14 protein-coding genes and 1 tRNA gene are annotated in these 23,997 nt (G+C 43.3%); 10 read left to right on the plus strand and 5 right to left on the minus strand.

Annotated features, from left to right (window positions below):
• Position 1: 1 nt before the first annotated feature.
• From KO473_RS20130 to KO473_RS20170, 9 genes are all read left to right on the plus strand, one after another.
• Complete coding sequence (locus KO473_RS20130; RefSeq protein WP_122130617.1) at positions 2-3,724, plus strand: phage tail tape measure protein; 3,723 nt, start codon at positions 2-4, stop codon at positions 3,722-3,724.
• 3 nt (positions 3,725-3,727) lie between these two features.
• Entirely contained in the window at positions 3,728-5,926 is a 2,199-nt protein-coding gene (locus tag KO473_RS20135; protein WP_122130618.1) for a hypothetical protein, read from the plus strand.
• Positions 5,927-5,967: 41 nt separating this feature from the next.
• Complete coding sequence (locus KO473_RS20140) at positions 5,968-6,192, plus strand: hypothetical protein (protein WP_005818996.1); 225 nt, start codon at positions 5,968-5,970, stop codon at positions 6,190-6,192.
• Positions 6,189-7,319, plus strand: a complete 1,131-nt coding sequence (locus tag KO473_RS20145) for a hypothetical protein (RefSeq protein ID WP_122130619.1) — start codon at positions 6,189-6,191, stop codon at positions 7,317-7,319. The genes KO473_RS20140 and KO473_RS20145 overlap by 4 nt, the downstream gene beginning before the upstream one ends.
• 1 nt (position 7,320) lies before the next feature.
• Entirely contained in the window at positions 7,321-9,837 is a 2,517-nt protein-coding gene (locus KO473_RS20150) for a hypothetical protein (RefSeq protein ID WP_122130620.1), read from the plus strand.
• 18 nt (positions 9,838-9,855) lie between these two features.
• Entirely contained in the window at positions 9,856-10,134 is a 279-nt protein-coding gene (locus tag KO473_RS20155; protein WP_122130621.1) for a hypothetical protein, read from the plus strand.
• Positions 10,134-10,349, plus strand: coding sequence for a hypothetical protein (locus KO473_RS20160; RefSeq protein ID WP_122130622.1), 216 nt, complete (start codon positions 10,134-10,136; stop codon positions 10,347-10,349). The genes KO473_RS20155 and KO473_RS20160 overlap by 1 nt, the downstream gene beginning before the upstream one ends.
• A 1-nt stretch (position 10,350) precedes the next feature.
• Complete coding sequence (locus KO473_RS20165) at positions 10,351-14,142, plus strand: Ig domain-containing protein (RefSeq protein ID WP_181996053.1); 3,792 nt, start codon at positions 10,351-10,353, stop codon at positions 14,140-14,142.
• Between the two features lie 91 nt (positions 14,143-14,233).
• On the plus strand, positions 14,234-14,635 hold the full coding sequence (locus KO473_RS20170) for a structural protein P5 (protein ID WP_122130624.1): 402 nt from the start codon (positions 14,234-14,236) through the stop codon (positions 14,633-14,635).
• A gap of 95 nt (positions 14,636-14,730) precedes the next feature.
• Here KO473_RS20170 and KO473_RS20175 read toward each other — a convergent pair whose 3' ends face one another.
• The 5 genes from KO473_RS20175 to KO473_RS20195 all read right to left on the minus strand — a co-directional run bounded on the left by KO473_RS20175 (position 14,731) and on the right by KO473_RS20195 (position 22,915).
• Positions 14,731-15,897, minus strand: a complete 1,167-nt coding sequence (locus tag KO473_RS20175) for a site-specific integrase (RefSeq protein WP_122130625.1) — start codon at positions 15,895-15,897, stop codon at positions 14,731-14,733.
• 179 nt (positions 15,898-16,076) lie between these two features.
• Positions 16,077-16,150 (minus strand) — tRNA-Arg (locus KO473_RS20180).
• Between the two features lie 90 nt (positions 16,151-16,240).
• Positions 16,241-17,695, minus strand: coding sequence for an AbgT family transporter (locus KO473_RS20185; RefSeq protein WP_216035145.1), 1,455 nt, complete (start codon positions 17,693-17,695; stop codon positions 16,241-16,243).
• Positions 17,685-18,413, minus strand: coding sequence for a DUF5932 domain-containing protein (locus KO473_RS20190; RefSeq protein ID WP_122130627.1), 729 nt, complete (start codon positions 18,411-18,413; stop codon positions 17,685-17,687). The genes KO473_RS20185 and KO473_RS20190 overlap by 11 nt, the downstream gene beginning before the upstream one ends.
• A 26-nt stretch (positions 18,414-18,439) precedes the next feature.
• The gene (locus KO473_RS20195; RefSeq protein WP_005820202.1) at positions 18,440-22,915 is read right to left on the minus strand and encodes a DUF5113 domain-containing protein; all 4,476 of its coding nucleotides are present in this window, start codon (positions 22,913-22,915) and stop codon (positions 18,440-18,442) included.
• Between the two features lie 131 nt (positions 22,916-23,046).
• On the opposite strand from KO473_RS20195, the gene KO473_RS20200 reads away from it, so the two are divergent.
• A complete protein-coding gene (locus KO473_RS20200; protein ID WP_005777652.1) occupies positions 23,047-23,985 on the plus strand; it encodes a ribose-phosphate pyrophosphokinase in 939 nt (312 codons plus the stop codon).
• Positions 23,986-23,997 lie beyond the last annotated feature (12 nt).

The raw sequence follows: 23,997 nt of genomic DNA on the forward strand, positions 1-23,997 counted from the left end.
TATGGCAAACGACCTAAACCGCAGTATCAAACTTTATATTGATGGCTCAGAAGCCACTAATAAGATAGACCTGGTAAAAGAAAGTATTTCTCGTCTTGAAGACAAACTCAAGTCACTTACCGGAAGAGAAGCAGACTATGCAAAGCGTTCCCAAGACCTCAAGAAAGAACTGGATGCAAAAAACCGAACTCTTCAGAATTACGAAAAACAGTTAGCCGAAACAGAACGAGTTCTCAAAAACCTCTCCGGAGCAACTTATAACGAACTCCTTGCTGTCCAATCCCGTGTCCGAAAAGAGCTTCGTAATGCAGTGCCCGGAACGAAACAATATACTGCTGCTCTTGAGCAGAATCGGCGTGTCACTGAAGCCCTTTCCAGAGCACAAGCCGCCATGCGTGTCGAGGTAGGTGCACAAGGTAATGTCTGGTCACGTGCCTCCGGATTCATTAACAAATATATTGGTCTGATCGGTACTGTCATAGCAGCTATCACCGGAGTTTCTATGAAGCTCAACCAACTCCGAGAACAGCGAAACAAACGTGAAGAAGCAAAAGCCGATGTTGAAGCTCTTACCGGACTTTCCAAAGACGATATAAACTGGTTGGAACAGCAAGCTGTCCAGTTGTCAACGACAATGACCGAATCCGGCATTCGCATTCGACAGTCCGCAACGGAAATTCTTGATGCCTACAAATTGGTAGGCTCTGCCAAGCCCGAACTTCTTGACAACAAAGAAGCTTTGGCCGAGGTGACAAAACAGACCCTTATATTAGCTTCTGCATCAGGTATGACCCTGAAGGATGCAGTCGATGCCGTCACCCTTTCTCTTAACCAATATGGTGATGGTGCCGAACAAGCTTCACGCTATGCAAACGTCATGGCCGCCGGCTCTAAATATGGAGCAGCAGCCGTAGAGTCCGTCACCACAGCCGTTACCAAATCCGGGGTAGCTGCTGCCTCTGCCGAAATTCCTATCGAACAGCTTGTAGGTACTATTGAAACACTGGCCGAAAAAGGTATCAAAGACGAAATAGCCGGTACCGGCTTAAAGAAATTCTTCCTTACCCTACAAACCGGAGCAGATGATACAAATCCCAAAATCGTCGGTTTAGAGAAGGCTTTGGATAACCTTCAGAAAAAACAACTCTCAGCAGCCCAGATTAAGAAGCAATTTGGAGAAGAAGGATACAATGTGGCCTCCGTACTTATCAATGAAGCCGATAAGGTAAAATACTACACTCAAGTAGTTACGGGTACATCTGTAGCCATGGAACAGGCTGCCACAAAATCAGAAACAGCGGCAGCTAAACTATCGCAAGCTAAAAACCGCATGCAGGAACTTGGTATTGAATTATTAGAAAAACTCAATCCCGCCCTCATATCAGCAGCAAATGGTGCTGTCAGTTGGACTGGAAAACTCATTAAACTATTAAACTTCATCAATGAAAACAAAAGGGCCATTACATTATTGACCATTGCCCTTATAGCTTACACAGCTGCTAAGAACTCTGATGTAATAATCAGTAAAGTCGTTACATTTTGGAATAATAATATTGCAAAGTCTTTAAAAGCCATTAAGAAAGAGCTGATGACAAACCCCTATGGTATAATAGCCGTAGTCGCGGCCACAGCTATAGCCTACCTCATAAACTTAAAAAAGAAAAACGATGAATTAAAAGATTCTGTATCAGGAATAAAAAAAGTAAATGAAGAGACCAATAAATCATTTATTCAACAAGAATCGAAGATACGTGCTTTGACTGCTGTCATCAATGATAATGGAATTGCGCTTGATGTTCGTCGAAAGGCTTTAAATGATCTAAAAGAAATCATTCCAGACTACAATGCCCAACTAACCGATGAAGGAACATTAACGAAAAACAATACAGACGCAATCAAAGATTATTTGGTACAACTTGAAAAGCAAATCAAGTTAAAAGCAGCACAGCAAGAACTTGAAAATCTTTATGCCCAGAAACGTACACTGGAAAAAGATGAAGAAACCCAAAGTGATCAATATTGGAAGATTCGCCAAACCAATACCTTACAAGGATATAATCGGAATAGCCTTACAGCTAAAATTTCCAGACTTTTTGGCACAGAAAAAGAAGGAAAAGCTTTAGAAACTCTTAATGAAACGCGAAAAAATTTATCCTCAATTTCTGAGAAAATAGATGAAATAACCAAAGAGATAGGCGAATCAGCTTTAGCCATAGAGGAGGTCAACAAAGCGAATGAAGAAACTACAAATAACAAAATAACAACTCCCATAATTGATGAAGAGAAAGCCAAAGCCCTTCTTAAAAAGAGACTTGAAGAAGAAGCCAAGCTCTACTCTCAACACCAGTCGGAACTTAAAGAAGCCTATCTCAAACGCCAGGACGAGACCTTGCAAACCGAACAGCAGTTTAATGACCGGATGGAAACCCTCGAATTAGAACATCAGCAACGTATCATTAATATAGCCGGTGCAAAAAGTAAAGAAGGTATTGATGCTCAAAATCGAATCAACGATATCAAAATTAAACAGCAAAAAGAGCAGATGAACCGACAGCTCGCTGAAGAAAAGACACTTTATGAAAACCAACAAAAGGACCTAAAACGTCTCTATGTTTCCGGTAAGGATGAAAATCTGAAAACAGAGAAAGAGTACAATGAAGCCATGGAGCATCTCACCATCATGCACCTGGAACGTGTTCTCAAAATTGCTAATCTCGACGCTGATCAACGGCGCACTATTGAACAACAACTACTCGACTTTAAAGTAAAATGTCTTCAAGATGAAGAGAAAGAGCGGAAGAAACTTGAAGATGCAGCTCAAAAGAAAAAAGACGAACTGGCCAGGAAGGAGAAACAAAGGCTCACCGAACAGGCACAACAGTACCGGCAATACGGTGAACAGATCGGCGATACCCTCGGACAAATGATATCAGGTCAAGAAAATGCCCTGCAGAACTTTGCTGATACCATGCTCGATATCCTATTCGATGTACTGAGCCAGATGATTGATATTGAAATAGCCAAGGCCACGGGTGTAGCCGTCGGAGCTGTAGCCCGTTCCGCTGCCGAAGCCTATGCCATGCCTGACTCTGTTGCAACCTTTGGAGCAACCGGTGCAGCCCGTGCCGCAGTTCTCTCCGGACTGATCATGGGAGCATTGGCCGCTGCAAAATCAACGCTCAAAGGACTGATTAAAGGGGGGAGTTCTTCCGCAACCGATAACAATACCGACAGTACCAAAACTGCCCAGGTACAAGTCAAGCAATGGGCATCCGGCAGATACGATGTCATTGGTGAAGATGATGGCCGGACCTATCGGGGTGTTCCCTACATAGGTGATTCACCGACAGGAATCGTCCGCCGTACCTCATTGATATCCGAATCCGGAGCAGAGTTGATCATCAATGCCGAAGATCTTTCCCGTCTTCAGCACCACATTAATTACCCCATTGTCGTACAGGCCATTCAGGATGCCCGCAGTGGCCGACTTCCCCAGCGTGCTGAAGGCAATTACGATCCGATCCGTAACAGTACTTCCCGTATCTCTCAGACAACTTCTTCACCGACTGATAAGGAAGCAAACTTGGCTCAACTGATCAAAGAGTTACATGCACTGATTGAGAAACTTAAATACCTCAAAGCATACGTCGTGCTTCGCGAGCTCAACGAAGCACAAGAATTAGCAGATAAATCAAAGGAACCATTCACCCGCAAAAAACAATAACACATGTCACTCAAGATAAAAAATCAATTAGGAATATTCGATCTTCAAAACGATTTCAGCATCGAGATCGAAGACACCTCCCCTATTTACAACGAACGTGGTTCACAATCCGTACCTGCCACGCTTCCTGCCTCCCGAAACAACCTTTCACTGATCACCCATGTCCATCGTCCGGATAGTACCTACTCCCCTGCCCCGGATGCCCGTGTCACCGTCTCCGATGGTGTCTACAACCGAATAGGTAAGATGAACATCACACAAGCTTCCAAATCCGGAGGAATCGTATCCAATATAGGTTTTGACGAGTCTGAACTCTACTCGGAATGGAATGCTGTTTCACTCCGTTCCCTCTCTGCTCCGGTTATTCGTCCCGAAGGGGGAACAGCCGGAGTCATCAGCTTGCTCAATTCTATTATGAATGAAACAATCGTAGACGATGCTCTTTCCATTTTTCCCATTTGTGTGTCCATGCCATCACATACAACAACCGTGAACGGTACGGAAACCACCACTTACTACCCCGAATACATCAATAAAATAGCTAAATCAGAGACCGGTACCTACTCCCTTCAGGGAGCTGCCAGGCAAGAAACATTCCTTATCAATAATGAACCCGTCCTTACTTCCGTTCCTGAAGGTTATGCCATCAGCCCATTTTTAAAAGTATCTTGGATACTCAATTTTATATTCGTCCGGTACGGTTATACGGTCCTTGAAAATCCATTCTCAACCCACCGTCAACTCTCCCGTCTGGTAGTTCTGAACAACATGGCCGACAGCATAGTCAAAGGCTTCATTGATTACTCTGACCTTCTACCCGATTGCACGATTAACGAGTTCCTACAAGCCCTCTACTGTCGCTTTGGTATGGTGTATTTTGTTGATGGAAAAAATAAAACCGTTAATCTCAAATTTATCAAAGATATCATCTCAGCTCCGGCCTCACTGAACTGGTCCCTGCTCAAGTCGGCCCGTCCTGTTATCAACTATGCTGCTGCACAGCAACTCAAGCTTTCCGCATCGACCAATATCTCTGGTCCTTATACCAATTTAGTAGCTGCTCCTACCAGCGACTCACTCGACAAATTTCTCAAACCCTTTGGCCATGTCTTGTCAAGTAACACAGCAAAAGGATATCTCACCTATTCTTTATGGGATGGTTTTTACTATGTCCGTAACAATCTGACCGGAGTTCGTGAAGCCCGCAGCTCTGACTTCTTCCCCTGGGATAAAGGAGCGAACATCAGTTATATGGAAATATTATCTATTGATGAATGCCTGCCGATGAAAGGTTCTTATCCCGATGACCAACCGGTTTGTCCTGCCTATCTCCTGGGAAAAGTACACAAATATACCAATATTTCCAGCGCCAGCGTAGAACTATCAGAGGAGCAAAACACCCAAACTCCTCTATGCTTTTGCTTTTCCATGCCCCGTGCATCCACTCCCTACCCCTACGGATCGCCAAGATGTTACGCACCCGGCGGTGAGACTATTGCCATCAACGGCCACACATTTGATATCTCCATGACCTTTACTGGTGATAATGGCCTGTTCTCCCGTTTTTGGAAGGGATTTGACGCTATTCTCCGACATTCCAATCATACGGTTGAAGTTCCCGTACACTTGAATCCAATTCAATTACTCAATATTGATTTCAGTCAAACGATCAATATAGATGGCCAACGATTACTGCTTGATACAATGCGCTATACATTACCCAAACTTCTTTCACGTCCGGCTACTGTCCGTCTTCGTACCCTTCGTCTCCTGATCCCTGTCGGGGAAACCGATTTAGACTTGGATGCAGAGCAAGGAATACAAACGATTGAGCAACTCTACAAATGGGCGTTTCACAATAATCGTGAAAACATAGTAGAACTCAAGATACGGGCACAAGTTGAGGAGTGGAAGAAGGCTATTACCCCACCGGCGCAATGGCTCGGAGTGCTACGTAAAAACGAGGTAAGTGATCAGGTTTCGGATATTGAGATACCGTTTACTGTACCGACTCAAGAAGATTATGAAGCCGGCAAAGAGTTCTTCATCAAAGAAATCAATTACAGTTTCGACCTTTACTACAAGGTCCGGGTTCCCAATGGTCAGACATCTCAAGGTGATATCATCTGGAAAGATAAAGAATACGGAGGCGTACACTATGCCATTACTTACGGGCTTTCCGTTAAAGCAGAACTGCTTTAGTTGTCCTTTGCCGCACATGATCAAAACATCATATTTGCAACATGAATGACGATAAGACCATCACAGCAGCAATTGAGACAAGCAATGTAACTGCATTGCTTGCCGCTTACCGGAAATTTACAAGTTCCTCCGGGGCTACAACCGATGAATTTTTCCGTTTCATCACCACCCCCACTCCGGAACGGGAAGAGTTCCTGGCATTGTATTGCTCTTCGACCTCTTCTGTGTCCGGTACCATTATACAAACTAATTACAATGCACTATGAGTTTAACAGCAAACATATATCCGTCTACAATCGCTTTAGCCGGAAATCCCATCAAGCTGACTATAAACTCCAGTTCAGTAGTCAGCTACACTATTCGTCAGGCCGACCGCACCATCTTTTCCGGAAGTGGTGAAGGTGAGTTCTCTGTTTTTCTTCAGGATATCCTTTCAGGTATTCTCAGTCCCAAACATCTGCTTAACGAATCCACTGATATATTACTGGCCGATTCTACTTCAGCTACAGATATTGCCATTAGTGTCCAAAACACCCAGGGAGAAACTAAAACTCTTTCTCTGAAAGCAGTTATCGGAGGCATCAGCAAGCGGCTATTACGCCGTCTGTTAGATGAAAATAGCAATATATTCACTTGGAAGCTGCTCAATTCATCGGTCAATTTCTTCAAAACCACCCGTACCAACGGGCGGATCATCACCATCCGAGAAACCGAACTCCTACCTATTCCTTTCCTTTATCCGGATGGTGCATTAAAAATAGTTGCAGCCGGCATTGAAACCTCTTTGTCCGGAACAGCCGGACAGCCGGTAGCCCTTAACCTATATCGGCTCCGGCAAAAACTGTTTCAAACTAATCAAAAGTTAGCTTCTGTTTTCGATATCTATTCCGGATCAACCAAAAGTTGTACTATTGTCATCACTCCCGGAACAGTATCCCGTGAGCGTTATTTACTTGAATTTCTCAACTCCTATGGAGCCTATGAACGCATTGAAGTCACCGGTATCGGTAACATCGAGTCTGAAATTGAGTCCGACTCCACTTATCAGATTTACGATGAAAGCATTGATGATTATATCGAGGCCCGCGAGCGACAGTCTGCCCGTGACAAGCTTCAGGTCGAATCCGGATATCGCAATACCGAAGAGCTTGTGCATTTAATGGATATGCTTGCTTCCGATGACATAAAGATACTCGGACTTTCCGGACGAAACATCAGGGTGAATGCCGTAGCCGACAACCTCACCCATGCCATACGCTCCACTGTACCGGAAAGTATTAAAATGACTCTTCATTTCGTTGACTCCGATGTTCGTTACACCGGATCACTTTCAGAGGACGAAATAGGAAATCCCCGTATACATACCGAACAGTTCACACCTCAATTTAATTGATATGGCCGATCAGCAACAACTTATAGATGAACTCATTGATTACATTGATAAAGCGGTACTCAAAAATAGTGTATCCAATCGGCATGTAGCGGAAGTACTTGATTGGTTAAATGAAGGATTAAAGAAAATCAAGTTAGAAGAATTAGCAAAGATTTTCCTCCGCAAAGATCAAGATGAAAGTACCAATTACCTGTTGACCATGTTTGCCGGTGCCTTGTTCGGCAACTTCTCCGAAGGCCCCTTAGGTTCCGGTGCCTGTGTCAAGATTGATCCTATTACGGGTAAGTCCTACATAGAGGTAGACGAACTCTTCGTCCGGATGAAAGCCTATTTCACGGAATTGATAATCGCCACCCTACGTCATGTTGGCGGCAACTATATCCTGACTCCGGCAAGCATGAAATGTATCAAAGTGGAGGAGTTAGCTGACGTCTATCGCTGTTATTTCAAAAAGACGGACGGTGACCGTACTATTCACAACGAGTTCGTCCCCGGTGACCAGGCAACCATCCGTGAGTTCAACATCGAATCCGGTATGCATGAAAATATAGGTAATCGCTATTACTGGCGCTTGGTTACTGCCATCGGTGATGATTACATTGATTTGTCTAAAACGGATTGTGACGCCAATAGCGATGTGCCGACTACCGATGATGATATCTGCCAGTTGGGCAACCGCAATGACCGTAGCCGTCAGAATGCTATTATACTGTCTTCTTATGGCGATGATGCGCCCAGCTTCAAGCAGTACAAGGGTATCGACGGGTATACACTACACAACAAGGAGGTAACTGTCTTGTCTCCCACGCTTAACAAGCTTATAGGACAATTCATATCCTCCACTACAGGAGAAAACTTTGATGATATGTTCAAAGCTCTTCAAGTGGATATGGCCTTAATCAAAGAACAAACGGATAAGGAGTACACTATCTGGTTCTTTGAGCATGTCCCTGCTTTGAATAACATCCCGGCATCGGACTGGACCACACCGGAGTTAAAAGAACTGCACGATCAGGATCTCTTTTATAATCGTACGAGTGGACTGGCCTATCGCTTCGAGGATGGGGCATGGATAGAAATTACCGACCAATATACGGTGAAGGCGTTGGAAAATGCTGCCAAAGCCCAGGACACCGCGGACGGAAAACGCCGGGTGTTTGTAGCTCAGCCGACCAACGCACAGGCTTATGACATTGGTGATTTATGGGTGAACGCCACTTACTCGGGTGGCGGCGTCACTTATAAAAATGACTCCCTTGTCTGCATAGCCGCAAAAACGGAAGGCGCGGCGTTTTCAATCTCACATTGGAAACCTTCCTCTGCTGCTACGACTGCCTATCTTGAAAACTTGGGCGACCGTATACTTGCTGCCGTTACCGATTCGGCAGAAGGTATTGAAGCGGCAAAGAAGTTGGCCAATCAAGGTATCAACGATGCGTATGACGCTTACTGGAAAGCTGTTGCTTCGGGTGATGCGGCCTCGAAGGCCCAAAAGGATGCGGACGCTTTGGGAGATACCGTGTCCAAGCATGCCACGGCGATACAGCAGACAAAAGAATCGATATCCGCATTGGCCGGCAAGATCACTTTCGATGCAAACGGCAAGGTAACCAATATCAATACCTCCGGGTTGGTAACTACGTCCGATTTCAATACATTGCTATCCAAGAAGGTGACTTTCGACGCCAACGGCAAAGTGACCAATATCAGCACTTCCGGACTGGTGACGACGTCCGATTTCGCAGGTTTGTTCGCTTCTCAAGCCACCGAGGACGGGCTTGTCAAACGTGCGGACATCAGCACGTTCATCACTTCCGACCAGGCCGGTAATTTGATTTCAAACGCCACTATCCAGGCCGATCAGATCAATTTCACCGGAAAGACTATTATCAACGATAATTTTGTAGTAAGTACGGATGGCGCAATGACGGTCCGGAACATGACTGTCACGGATGGTTGCTTAATCGCCGGTTTTAGAATTTCAGGAAGCTCGCTAAGTTCCGGTAAAATGACCATCTCTGATAGAAACATCCTATTCTCCGGGGATGACATTACTGCCGGTTTAGGTATTAATACCGCACCTGCCGCTTTAGGGTTGAATGTCCCGTTGTGGATCAATAATAACAGCTCAGCGGATAAATGTATTGCCGCTCGTTTTTCCGCTACCGGAGCCGCCGAAAAAGAAAATAACATCGCGCTTGCTTTAATCGGGTGTATCTCCGGATTTGCGGTTAAACTTCGTTCAATGACATCAGGAGGATATCTGACCTTGGAAGACTGTTTTGTATCATGCAGCTTCACCGGAAGTGATCAAAATGTGTATCTGCCAAAAGATCCGCCGGTCGGCAAAGTGTACTTGATTAAAAGATGGCCGAACACAGGTAAAGGACCGATCGTACACGCTAATGGAAGCACGTTGAATGGGGGAGCCACATCGGATTTATTGAAAGAAAATAACCATCTTGCAATATGCATATGGGGTGGAAAATCATGGAGTTATAATAAAATATCATTGTAATTTAAAATATGATAAGGTATGGAAATCGATTTTAGACAATTGGAAGTCGTTTTCTCCTTTGAGGGAGATAAACGCGTTTTTGATATTGCGCAGGATCTCGGCAATATGATGATGTATAACGGTTCTGTTCTTCTGGATATTGGTTTCGAGAAGCTGGCGGAAGAGATTTATTTCTCTACCGGTGCTGTCGAAATCCCTGATAAATACCGTGCGGCGATTCGGGAAGTCGTTAAATCATCCGGATTTATCGCCGCTATTAAGCGTGAGTTAATCAACCTGCTGGAAAAAGACGAGTAATGGGCTATATCAAGTTCGTTTTGTCAGTTCGTAAAACTGATGACCATGGAAATACCACACGTGCGGTAATCTCACGCTTTGAGAGTGACATGTCCGGTGTGGGGGTCTTGGAAACCAATATAATCATGCACGCCCTTTCCGCTCCCGGTGGCAGGATAGAGCAGGGAACGAAGGGATTCCCGTATGTGTTCCCTTTTATTTTTCAATCAAAATGACATGGACATATCAGATATAGGTACAAAAGTAGAGAATGAAGGCAGGGATTCTTCGGGAATGCTTTCCGCAGATGAATTTAACGCTCTGGTTCGTGCGGTAAAGGATATGCGACAAGGTAAGATGGGCTGCGTGATTTTCTCATCCATTGAGGAATATAACGCGTTAGAGGCTTTTGACCCGGTAACAATGTACGTGATAGTTGAAGGCGGTAAAATTACGCAGGCCTATCTGGGCACCCTTCCTTTCGCTGTCGGTGGGGAATCTGGCATACCGATCGAACAAGTGTTTCTGGATTTCGAGTCAATCACTTTGGAACTGGGTGACAACAAGCAACTCACAGCGGGTTATGAACCTTCGGACGCGACGAACAAAGCCCTGTCCTGGACTACCAGCAATCGGTTAGTGGCCACTGTCAGCAAAGGGCTTGTAACCTCTGTGGGGAAGGGCGAATGCGTCATCAAGGTAAAAGCCGGCAGCGGCGCTTTCGCTGAATGTGCCGTCCTTGTAGAAGTTACCCTCGTGGCGCTGTCTTTTCCTGGTGAGAATAATAAATTGGTAGCCGGCCATACTACGCAGCTGATACCTGTCACTATCCCCAGCAATGCCAGTTTGTACCTGACCTATTCAAGCTCCGACACCGGTGTGGCAACGGTAGACCGGGATGGGATCGTCACGCCTGTTTCCAGCCGTGGTGAGGTCAGGATCACGGCTGTGAATAAAAACGGTGTAAGGGCCGGTATCGATATGAAGATAGTTCCTTTCGCTGTCACGGTTGTCTGCCAAGGGCTTGATGACACGGATAACTCGGTAAGTTCCATCTTTACCAAGTGGCGGCTTACCTCAAAGGGCAGTGCATCGCATTACCGTTACAGTGAATCCATCAAAGAGAATGGTACGGAATCAGTCCTGCAGTCTGTAGATTGGACTCCGATGCCCGCAGACGGAATGGTCAACATCGAACTTTATGCTGAGTTCGGTACTAAGTACCTCAACTGGAGTTTTAAAAATGCGGATGATTCTTATCAAGAAGAGATTGTCGTTCCTGTATTATACAAAGAGCCCGAATTGGTCCATTACAGCTTTGATATCGATGTCCGGTGTACCCGTGAACAGGCACAAGCGATGACCATGGAAATCCCTTATTATAAGTATGACAAGAAGTTTGTTTACAATCTTCGTAATGATGACAACTTAACTTCGTTGTGGCGCATGGCTTTCCGGTATTGTAACCGTGAAATTCTCCCAAGACAGATTAAACGTTATGAACGTTCGGATAAAGAAATGAACGCCTTACTTCCGGCTGAGCGCAGGCGTTCTCCCCGCCGTCTTGGCTATACAAACGGATGTGGGGTGATGATGCCGTTCGTATTTGACACGGCCGGTACGGTCCAGGATAACGAAGGATTGTCCTTTGACTCGGGCAAAGTCACCGCCGTGCAGCGGGAAGACATCTTAAGGATGCGTGACTACGGGGCGCATTTCCTGTTACATAACATGGTCTTTCTCGATTCGGACCCTGTTAAGCCTAAATACGCCAATGATTACAGTTATCCTCTACAGCGTGACAGGGAGACCCTGTTCCGTGAGTTTGGGTATACTTCTGTAACTTACGCCAATCCGGATGGGGACCCTTATTATACTCAACCGTGTATCAAAGACCCTAAGACCCTGCTTATGTCCGGGGGTGGATATGCTTTTACTTCCCCGGATGATTTGGCTGCAGGCGTGGCCGGTACCAATTACGGTGAGCGTTTCCCTGAGGCCGTGCAGTACTATGGATTACCGACGCACCGGGTTGCGTTTAGTTGGGATTCCGACTTGTCGGACGTCCCCCTTTCGGAGATACGCAACACATTGAACACCAGGTATGTCTATGCCAACAACCATCCGTATACAGTACAGTTATGGAAAACGCAATATCAAAAGGCCCTCGTGGGGATACCTACCCTTGCAACAGAGTTGACGCATGGTTTGGGCTATGATCTTGAAGCCAGCGGCAGTACCAATACGGAGGCGAGTGCCATGTTAAAGCAGGATTTGGATTTCTTCGAAGAGGTATTTGATGTGGTTGGTGCCAATGGTATGGATATGATTTGGTTCTGCCCGGCTGATGAAAGTATTGAGTACATGTACTATCAGCGTGTCGCCCAAATAACCAAAACATTAACAGCGGAAGGTTGCCGGTTTAATATCAGTATCCGCATACCTGATTATCTCAGTTATAAAACTTATTCCGCCATCATCAGGAACCTTCCAGAAACTGCGGTAGTCACCAGGGGGAATGGTGTGACCATGTTTCATAAGAACATGAAAACGGGGTTGATCAACTTTGGCTATTCAACCGATATTCCCGAACGCGCTTCCCGCCATGTGCAACAGTATTTAAACAACCGGACACCGGATAACCTGGACAAAGCCTGGTATTTCGTTAAACAGCTTGGGGAGTTGCAAACTCCTTACGCGGCGCAACTGCCGGCCTTTAATGAAACTCCGGTATTGTCATCCGTTTCCTGTCCTTCATCTGTGACGAGTGCTAATGCCATAGTAACAACTGTGAACTCAAATAAGGAATTTGGAGAAGCTAATTTTCTTGATGTATCAGAAGAACCGGATTTCAAAAATATCCAATCCTACGCTATACCAACAGGACAGCACAAATGGTATGATTCACTCGATCCTGAATGTCTGAAGAATCGGTTTGATATAAATATTAAACCGTTATTCGGAGTGCAACAGAATTTATATGTTCGATTGAGGAATGTGTACGGCGTGTCTGAATCCCATGCAATATCGGTTACTATGAATCGTCAGTCGGGAGTTAATGATCCCCACCTATCAGTTAATGTAAATTCAACCTATTTCGTTTCTGACATTGAACTGGGGATTGGTTATGCCAATGTATCGGAAATCCGCTATAAACAAAACGATGGAAGTTATACAAACTGGGAAACGATCTCTGATAAGTTGTCAATTACCCTTATTTCCGGTGATAATAGCATAGTTGTAGAAGCCCGCAATAATTTGAACGAGATTGTATCGCAAACCGTCACAATAAAACTTGTTGTAGCAGAATGGGAAGTAAAGGCCACTGCGGCGTATATGGATTCATTTGTAAGGGGTGAGTCCTGGGCAAGCCCGACTAACAGTCCTCAATTCTTTCCATACATCGTTGAAACAGGATTCACCAAGTTACCGCGTGGTGAGCAAAAGAATTATAATAATACTCCTTTGTACGACGTGAATCAAGTAAGCAGAGGGATCGTTGCAAACATTAACCCGTTTGTAGATGATACGTATGGGTTCTTAGTCTGGAAAAATATTGGTAACAGTAATTTTTATATATCCTCACCCGCAACCGGAGATAATTCTGCTATTTACCCTGATAATATGATAACTACGATAACAACGGCGGGGAACGTACAAACTGGCTGGAAAATCAAGGATGGGTTTAGTGGACGGTCCGCTTTTGTAATTCGAAATCTTGTTCCTGGAAAGTATATCGTAAATCTGTTTGGTAGACATTTGGTGAAAGAACAGACCGGAACCGGCATTGCTTTCGTCCGCGATAATACGGATACTGTCCTTACTAACTATATTGCCAGTAAAGAGTTCAACGGACAATTGCTTTATGACAATAAGGATAAAGTGATATCGCTTGAATTCATGGTGACAGCCATGACTCAAGAATTTCAAATAGGAATGGATGCCCGTTATGATTTGTATGGTAATGATGCGGTAGACAGGCAATACGGTTTCAATGTGATTCATTTAATCAAGATAAAGAGTGAATAAGAAATCCGTCCCACCTTCACAGGCCGGGCGGATAAACTAAATCTTTAAAAAACGTTTCAAAGGTAATGTTATTAATTTAAAAACAAAAAAAATGAGTAGAGGATTACGAAACAACAATCCCGGTAACATTAGACGTGATCGGGATAAATGGCAAGGTGAAATCGTTCCCAGCCAAGACCAGAGTTTTAAACAATTTAGTTCGATGGCATACGGCTATCGTGCTTTGATCAAGTTACTGCAAAATTATCGGGAACTACATAACCGACAGACTATTGCTGAGTTTATTAATCGTTGGGCACCTCCCTGCGAGAACAACACTTCCGGATACATCACTCGTGTGTGCAGCGAAATGCAAGTTCCGTCAACGTACGTTCCGGATATTAACGACAAAGCTACAATGTGTGCCTTTGCCGCGGCCATCAGCCAAGTAGAAAACGGAGTTCCCGCAGTCATGACAGATATTGAAGCCGGGTGGAATTTGTTAATGAAGTAAAAATAGTGCGGGCGTTGTACTGAGTTGTACAAATATTGTGCGCCCGCATCTTTTTATTGATCAGAAGGATAACTCTTAATTGCACAAAAGTACAATTAAATAGCGAAGCAGTTGAAGCATTGCATTCCTTCCTGTTTGCTTTCATCAAGTACATGTGCATAGATCATTGTTTCTTTCAAATTACTATGTCCTAATAACTTTTGCAATGTCGCTACATCCTTTGTTTTTTTTAGAAATATGGTAGCGAAAGTATGCCTACCTGTTTTGGCTGACACTTTTTTCTTTATCTCTAATATGGATGCGATCTCTTTAATTTGCCTATTAACAACCTGATCACATTGCAATGAAGTAAAGAGGTGTCCTTCTTTTCTTTTTCCTTGGAGTTCCTCTATGATCTTGAACGCCGGAATTGAAAGTGGTATTTTTATTGCTTCCGGTTTGCAATTTCTATTTTTAATCCGATAATAAGTAAGTATTCCATTATTAATTTGTTCAAGACAGACGTGTCGAGCATCAGAAATATGCAAACTGGTGAAACACATAAATAAAAAGAAACCTAATGTTCGTTCTAAACGTTCAGGTAACCTTCTATCATAGTATAAACTAATGAACTTTATCAATTCCTCTTCGGTGAGATAGTCAATATTACTTTTTATTCTCTTTACACCAAAATCCTTAAAAGGATCATTTTCCATATACCCCTTTTTTATAGCCGCAGATACATATATTTTTATGGTTGATAAATTACGTTGGGCCGTTGAATCTGCGTTGCATAGAGTTTTTTTCATATAAATTAGATAATCTCTGAGAAAATCTTCTGTTAGCTCGTGGAATTGTAATCCTTCGCAATACTTCTTGAACTTTCCCATGCAACTTTTATGATGTTGAAATGTTCCCATTTCCAGTCTTCTACTGTATGTCTTCATATAAGATGCAACGAAATCATGAAAGGACTTAAAATCTGAAGGATTGTTATATTCTCGCATGAAAGACTTTTTATTCAAGATAATATTTTTAAGCCTATGTTTAACAAGAATATCATTAACTTTTGCTTTCAATTGTTCTATAATCAGATTAATATCTTTTGCCTCCTTAGTAATACCTTTGACTACTCCTATTTTAGAATCAAATTTTGTTGTAGAGACAGATAGTTTGCAAGGTATGACTACTTTCTCCTTTCCTAAATAAAAAGAAATATAAAGAGGAGCATTACCTTCTTTATTGATCCTTTGTGTATTTTGGATTACTCTAATTAGGCTCATTTTTGTTTTCTAAATTCTTTCTACCATGCCCCTATTTGGGCATGTTTTCTATTTGTTTTCTACCTTTTTGAAGAAATTCGCACGATTTTGATCTGAAACGATATAGTACTAAGTGTTTGATAACCAGAAAAATGACGAAAGGCAAGCAGTCTTTTTACAGACTACTTGCCTTTACGTTGTGATTCCGAAGCGATTCGAACGCTTGACCCACGCCTTAGAAGGGCGTTGCTCTATCCAGCTGAGCTACGGAACCATCCTTGATTGCGAGTGCAAAGGTAGTGCTTTTTCTGAAATCTCCAAAAGAATCTATGACTTTTTTTACTTACATTTTCATCACACTATTCTATAATCCTAAAGGTAAGCCAGTTAAATACCAAATAAAAAGTAACATAGTCCAGCCTATCAATATATATACAGAATATCGCCAGGTATATTTTAAAAGCGAACCATAAGTGGCCTGTTTATCGTATTGTTGCATATAGGTTAATACTAAAGGCATATAAAACATAAATGGGGTAATGGCATTTGTCGCACTGTCACCTATCCGAAAAGCGCATTGCGTCATATCCGGTTCAATCCCCATCCGTGCAAATACAGGTACGAAGATAAAAGCCATAAAGGCCCACTTGGCAGTCGCAGAAACCATAATCAGATTGATTGCAGCAGTGAACAATATAAACAGGATGAGAGTCCATAATGGACCTACTTGCACCGAAGAAAGCAAATTGGCCCCTATGATAGCCACACATTTATCAAGATGTGAATATTCAAGGCAAGCAAACATCTGAGCAGCAAAAAAAGCAATGACAAGATAGCCACTCAATAACTTCATCGGTTTTGCCAGTCCCTCTATTACATCTCCGTCCGTACGATAACGTCCGGAACTAAATCCGTAGACCATTCCCATGATTGCAGCTCCCAACGATAGTAAGAATAAAATGCCCATAATGAAAGGTGAACGTATCAGTCCTCCATTTACTCCCCGCAAAATACCCCAAGATGAAAAAGTAGCCCATAGTATGATTGAGGCGTAGATCATCCCTACTACGATTGCCATAGTCATAGCCCGACGTTCTTTCCGCGAGAGTTGTTTATAGACCTCAGATATTTGCATTCCCTCATATTCTCCCAAAGAAGGAATCAGTTGTTTACAGGTTATTCTATAAATAATAGCTCCAATAATAAATGTAGAAGCAGACATGAAATAATAATTGCATAAAGGTCCTGTGTTTCCCTGATATACTCCGGAGTCGATGGCCGCCTCTTGTGTGGTACGGGCTATCAACGGATCCATTGTACTCAACATCACATTGGCACTGTAGCCACAAGATACCGATACGTATGCAGTGATGATTCCTGCTACCGGATTCAATCCAACCGAATAAAACAGAGTAGCTGCTATCGGCAGTAGTATGATATAACCTGCATCCCCCACTATATTCGATAACAATCCCAGGATAATCACCCAAAGAATTATTTTTTTAGTGTTTCTCCGGTTCTTCACTCCCTGTTGGATACAAGCATCGATAAATCCGGAATGTTGGGCTACTCCGATGCCAAACATTGCTGTCAGTACCATGCCCAGCGGTGCGAACCCAGTAAAGTTAGTGATCGCATTCCGCAACATCCAGCGAATCCCCTCCGGACTCAGCAGACTCTGCACACGAATTTCCGCTCCTGTTTGCGGAAGCTGTACTCTTAGTCCATAGATATCGAATATCCAGGATAAAAAGATGACTGCCAGCGTAAACAGGAAGAACATCGTTGCCGGATGCGGAATGCGCCATTTACTCTTCATCGGCTTCCAGATTGTCCAGATCGATAATGCGAAGTTCTAATGCACGAACCACCAGCCGGGTTGCGTTTACTCCCACCCGTTCACCTTGCGGAAACAACCTCCCAATCAAATCGTTTTGCCGTTTTTCCAGTGATTTCACTCCGAAAGGCATACCCTTCAGGTTAGCTATCATCTCTTTGGTATACCCTAAGGCCAAGTGGCGGAGAAACCGTTCGTCATATTCATCGATATCATAGCTTATGACAGCTTCCTGACGTTTAGCGTCATTGCCAACGGATTTTTTAAACCGCTCGACAATCTTCTCCAGAATAGGATAATTAAATACCAGTTTTTTGCCATCCATCACGGCCTGCACATCTGTTTTGGTCAGTAATTCACCTGTTTTCAATATAATTCCATCTGCTCCGGCGTTCAATACATCTACCCATAACTTTTCATTTAGAATTTCTCCTGTGAATATCAGCACCCGCACCCCTGGATAGCGTTTAAATATGTTCCGGCAAATATCGACACCGATCGTCGTAGAGCCTCCCAACCCTAAATCCAGCAATACCATATCGGGTAACTGAGTCTCCATCAAAGGCCAGAATTCATTTTCCGTCATTGCCGTACCAATTACCTGGGCATTCGGTATTTCATGACGGAATATTTCTTCGGTTCCTTTCAGTTCCAGTTTGACGTCTTCTACAATAATTACTTTAAATTTCTTATCTTCCATACTATTATCTATGTATATTAGTTTTCTTATCTTTTAGGTACAGTAAAATAGACTGTAAATCCTCCCCCCTGTGCTGGTTCGGCATTGATGCGACAACCGCGTCTTCCGGCAAATTCATCATGATCACGGATAATTTGTTTGCATATCAAGTATTCAGTTCCCCGCAACTCACCTTTTTCCCCCGAAGTCATACGTGCCAGATTCGGATAAAACAACAGGTTCAGTTCTTCTACGTGTTTTTCACGTCTTCTGTCTGTAAACAGGAAACGAATGTATTCTCCGTCTGCGACAGCTTTTAATATCAACTCTCCATCCTGATGGAAAGAGAGGGCTTCATCAATCAGGTTTTCCATAAGAAAACGCAATTGATTGATATCTCCTATTACTTTAGCTTCAAGAGGCTCTATAGCCATCGTTATCTTATTAGCACCCCCTTTACCAGCTTTCTTGAAATACTTACCGGCATATGCCATTATATCGGCAACCGGAATTGTTGTTCTCCGAAATGTAACCTCTTCCAACTGACGTGAAGCGCACGAACTCAATATCGTAAAAATACCTTTATAATATTCTATCAGCTCACTAATGGTCTCTACACTCTCCTTCTCTTCCTCTTCTGAGAGGGACTGCACATTCAACCTGCCGATGATCTGTTTGATTTTATTCGGATAATAAATCGTTTCATGTTTAATGGTCGAAAGGCAATTATCCAGTACCATGTTCTGTACATGCAGCATACTGTCTTCCCATGAAGCTCTTCTTGTTTCTTCATGTGCTGCTTCAATATCGCGGTATTTCGTAGCAAGCCTAACAACTGCATTAAAGACCACAATGCCTACATATCTGGAGATCAATTGAAACAGCAGGCGGTCTGCCTCTTGCATGCTTTCTTCCTGCCTTTCCAAATATAATACACCCACACACTGATGTTCACCTCCCGCATCGACCAGCAAAGGTAATGCTTGCATGTCTTTGTCCGAAAGATAAGACTGACAGTCAAAACATTGTTGTACAATTTCCGGAGTCACATTCATGCGAGGACTGGAAGCAAACTCAAGCCGATGTCCCATTTCGTTATATACAGCAATGCCTAACCTCTCTATGGTCAAAAGTTCGTTTACCGAGTCAAAAGCTTCATTTACAATTCTCTGTGGTATCTCTTTCAGCGTATCTTCTTCGCGTTGCAAAGCTTCTGCCGATTCTTGCGTACGTGTCAGTGAAGAGGCAAATACTTTTTTGTTAATCTCCAGGACTTGCTCCAGATTCAGGCGGTTCAGGAGCCGTTTGCGCATGTACAAAAGATAATAGCCGCAAAGAGAAACCACTAACAAAAGAATACACAAAATAATCCCTACTGTCTTATTAGTAGTCGACCGTTCCAGTTGACGGCAATAACCTTCCAGAGACTGATCTTCTCCAGTCAGTTTATATAATGCCGTATAAGCGACATTATTGTAATTATATGCATCCAGTTTTTTGAGACCTAAGAAAGCGACTGACGCTTCGTTTCGCACATCCAATATCACATGGAAATCGGTATTGAACGGTTCCACCCACCATTCCAGTTCGGCCGGTACTCCACTCCCCACCAGTTTCATATATCGTTGAGGATGGCGAGCATACTTTTTATAATGTGCATTCAGTCGGTTTAGTGCCGAATCGGCATACTGCAAAGCGAGTTCAAAATTTTCTATCACATTACAATAGTACACTGTATCAGCAAAGCGGGAAGCTTCGTCTAATAAACGTTCGTATTCCTCTTCAGCTACCAAGGTTACGGAGTCGACAGGGACATCTTTCAGTTTCTCCGGCATCGGTTCATCCTGACAAGAGAAGAAACTGCAAGATATGATCAGGTATAGCCAGATCCCGAAGATCTTACGTATCCCGGGAGGCAACCGGAAATAGAAGCGACTTCCTTTACCCGGTGTGCTCTCTACGTTAAATGTACACACCCTGAACAAGTCGTTGGTCTTTTTGTATTTCTCAATAATTCCCTTACAGTTCATCAGTCCGAACCCACTGCCTTTACTGCGTTTCAGTTCTTCTTGATCCGTACTTTCTTTCATCCCTATCGATTGAGAATCATAGACTTTCTCACCGATAATTTTCGTTATATCTTCAGACGAAAGTCCTCGTCCGTTATCCTCCACAGAAATCTCCACATATTCATCGGTCGTCCCAGCATATATCTTTACGGTACCTCCCTCCGGGGTATATTTGCGGGCATTCTCGGCCAGTGTGTTAATCATAAACAAGGTCAGAGCTTTATCCGCCTTTACCAATGCCCCTGTCGGTTCTATTTCAAGCCTCTGCTTCTTCATTTCAAAAGCTTTACGCCCTTTGCCTATCAACTCAAACAGTTCGTTCAGCTCAAAATTTTCAATATTCAGGCTAAGTGAACCTTGTCTCATTTTAATCCACAACGCCAATATATCATTGTATTCATTGATAGTAGTGACCAGTTCGTCAATGTACTGGTACTTCTCTTTTTTTATCCGGTCGTCATTAATAAAGCCTTTTTCCGTCAGCTTGTGGACTTCGTTAATAATCCGATCTATATACGGATTGATTCCGTCTACGATAGCCAGGCAGGATTTTTTTATCAGGTTCTGACGTTTGTTTCCGGCGATGTGCTGTTCATAAACATACCTTTGTTTTTCCAGCTTATTTCGTTCATCACCCAATGAAATAAATGTCATTCCATTGTCTAATGCCCAAGCAATATAAGGAGTTATTACTTTCACCAACGCCTGTTCGTCTTTATTCAGCCGATGGCGGGTAAAGAGAATCAAAATACCGATAGGATCTGTTTTATCGGGTACATATAAATTAAAGTCGGCTCTTATACCAATCTCGCTACCCGGCTTTACTTCAGTTTCTTGTTCACTTTCACATTCTTCGTCAAACTTAATTTCTCCAGCTTCTTCATCCCTCACCCCGATTCTGATTCCTGTCGCACTAAACAATTGTTCCATATCCGGCAATATCGATCCGGCGATGGCACGTACAATCTCACTTTCATCCGCCACATCAGCCGGGATAGAAGCGGTGATTTTCTGACAGACATCCAATGTTTGTTTCAAACGGGCAATATGGATGCGGTTTCGTACTTTCGATCTTTTGTTGAACAGCCAAAACATGACAGCAACCAGTACGAGCCCTATAACTACGAAAAATAATACCACATTCAACTGTCTGGATTCTTGTTCCAGAGACAGGTAACGACTCTCCAGTTCCTTGTCTTGACGGGTATATCGCAAGATATCCAGATAGACATTTCTATTATAATCCGAAGCCGGTTTCATACCCAGACACGCAAATGACACACTCAACTGTTCACGTATTCTGGAGATCCATTCCGGCACAGTTTTCACCTTTTCTTTCCCAAGCCAGGTTACTTCAGTATATGCCACATCTTTGTTTGGGACAAACACCTCCAGTTTATCAAGTGTATCTGCTACAGAATGGTAATATGTTATATGGTGCTGGTTTACGCAATCCAACGCTTTTGCCAACGTGTCCAGCGCTTCTGCATAGCGCCCATGAGCATTCAGATATTTGCCGATTGATACATAGGCACCCGCTATTTGATAAAGGTCGTTATATTTGCGAAAACGTTCCAGTGCCATTTGTCCTAATCTCAACGGCAACAATGAATCTACAGGCATACCGAATCTTGTCAGAGCATGCGAACGCCTGTTCAGGAATAATTCATAACTACCCGGAGATGCCATCAGATTGGCAAGCCCCTGCAAGCCATTTCCTTCGAAGTATAAATATCCTTGCTCCGATGCCATTTTCCAAGTGGTATACAGTTCATCAAACTCTTCAAGCTTCCGGTCTTCCGGTGTTTTCCCCTCACATAAACCGGCTGAACCTTTGATATAATGAAAATAGAGAATTTGATTTGTATCGGCTGCCAACTCCTCGTTTTGCCGTATTTCGTTCAGCGAAGCCATCGCCTCGGCACGTTGTTGCAGATAGTAGTAATAAACCGCTGAAACGATAAAAAATTCTGTAAAAGCATAATTCAACCGGGCACTTTCGTGACGATCTATAAACAGGTTACTTTCTTCATCAATCCGCTTCATTCTCCGGATTGCACTATTCCTGTAATCATAGAACTCTTTATTCATAGCTGTCCGCTGATAAATTTTCATCAGTCCGATATCAGCAATCAAAAGCTCCAGTTCATTTTTCGTCAGATTGTAGACCTCTTTATACAAACGTTCCGCATTATCAAAATCCATCCGCATGAAAGCGCAGAAAGCAAGATTATTGGAGGCTTCCGCTTTTCCCTGCTGATACATGCTAACCTCTTTATAGGCCTGCGACGCAGCCCGGCAAGAAGAATCCAGATTTCTATATCGATAAGTATATGCCAGTTGGTTTAGCGAATCGATATGCTGTACCTCCTTGGTTGGAGCTGTATCGACACAAGAGAAGAATGTCGTCAGCAACAACACACAAAAAAGCACTATAGGCAAACGCGGATTCATTTCTTTTCGGATACAATTAGTGTTCAGGTAGCAAAACTACAATTTTTTCTACAATAAGTCTTTTAAAATGCCCAGATAATTCATACCTTTGCGCGCAAATTATAACCAATAGGTAACAACTATTACACACAATGAGCGAAAAAGCACCCTTTATGGTATTCTCGGGAACTAATTCGAGATACCTGGCAGAAAAAATCTGCGCAAGCCTCAATTGTCCTTTGGGAAACATGAATATCACCCACTTTGCTGATGGTGAATTTGCAGTTTCTTATGAAGAGTCAATTCGTGGCGCACACGTATTCCTGGTTCAGTCCACTTTCCCTAATTCCGACAATTTGATGGAACTTCTTCTGATGATCGATGCAGCCAAGAGAGCGTCCGCAAAGAGCGTCGTTGCAGTTGTCCCCTATTTCGGATGGGCACGTCAGGACAGAAAAGATAAACCACGTGTTTCTATCGGCGCAAAGCTGGTAGCAGACCTGCTTTCAGTTGCAGGCATCGATCGTCTGATCACAATGGATTTGCACGCAGACCAGATTCAGGGCTTCTTCAATATTCCGGTGGATCACTTGTATGCTTCGGCCGTGTTCCTCCCCTATATTCAGTCATTGAAGCTGGAAGAACTCGTAATTGCAACTCCCGACGTCGGTGGTTCAAAAAGAGCAAGTACATTCTCCAAGTATTTGGGTGTACCCCTGGTTCTCTGCAATAAGTCACGTGAGAAAGCAAATGAAGTAGCCTCTATGCAGATCATCGGCGATGTAAAAGGTAAAAACGTAGTATTGATTGACGATATTGTTGATACAGCCGGTACTATTACAAAAGCCGCCAACATCATGCTTGAAGCCGGAGCCAACTCAGTACGTGCCATTGCCAGTCACTGTGTAATGTCCGATCCCGCATCATTCCGTGTTCAGGAGTCAGGACTGACTGAAATGGTCTTCACCGACAGCATTCCTTATTCTAAAAAATGTGTCAAAGTAAAACAGCTGAGCATTGCCGATATGTTTGCCGAAACAATTAAACGTGTAATGAACAACGAATCCATCAGTTCACAATACATTATCTAAGAAAGATAGGAT

Source organism: Bacteroides sp. HF-4919, from assembly GCF_018860125.1.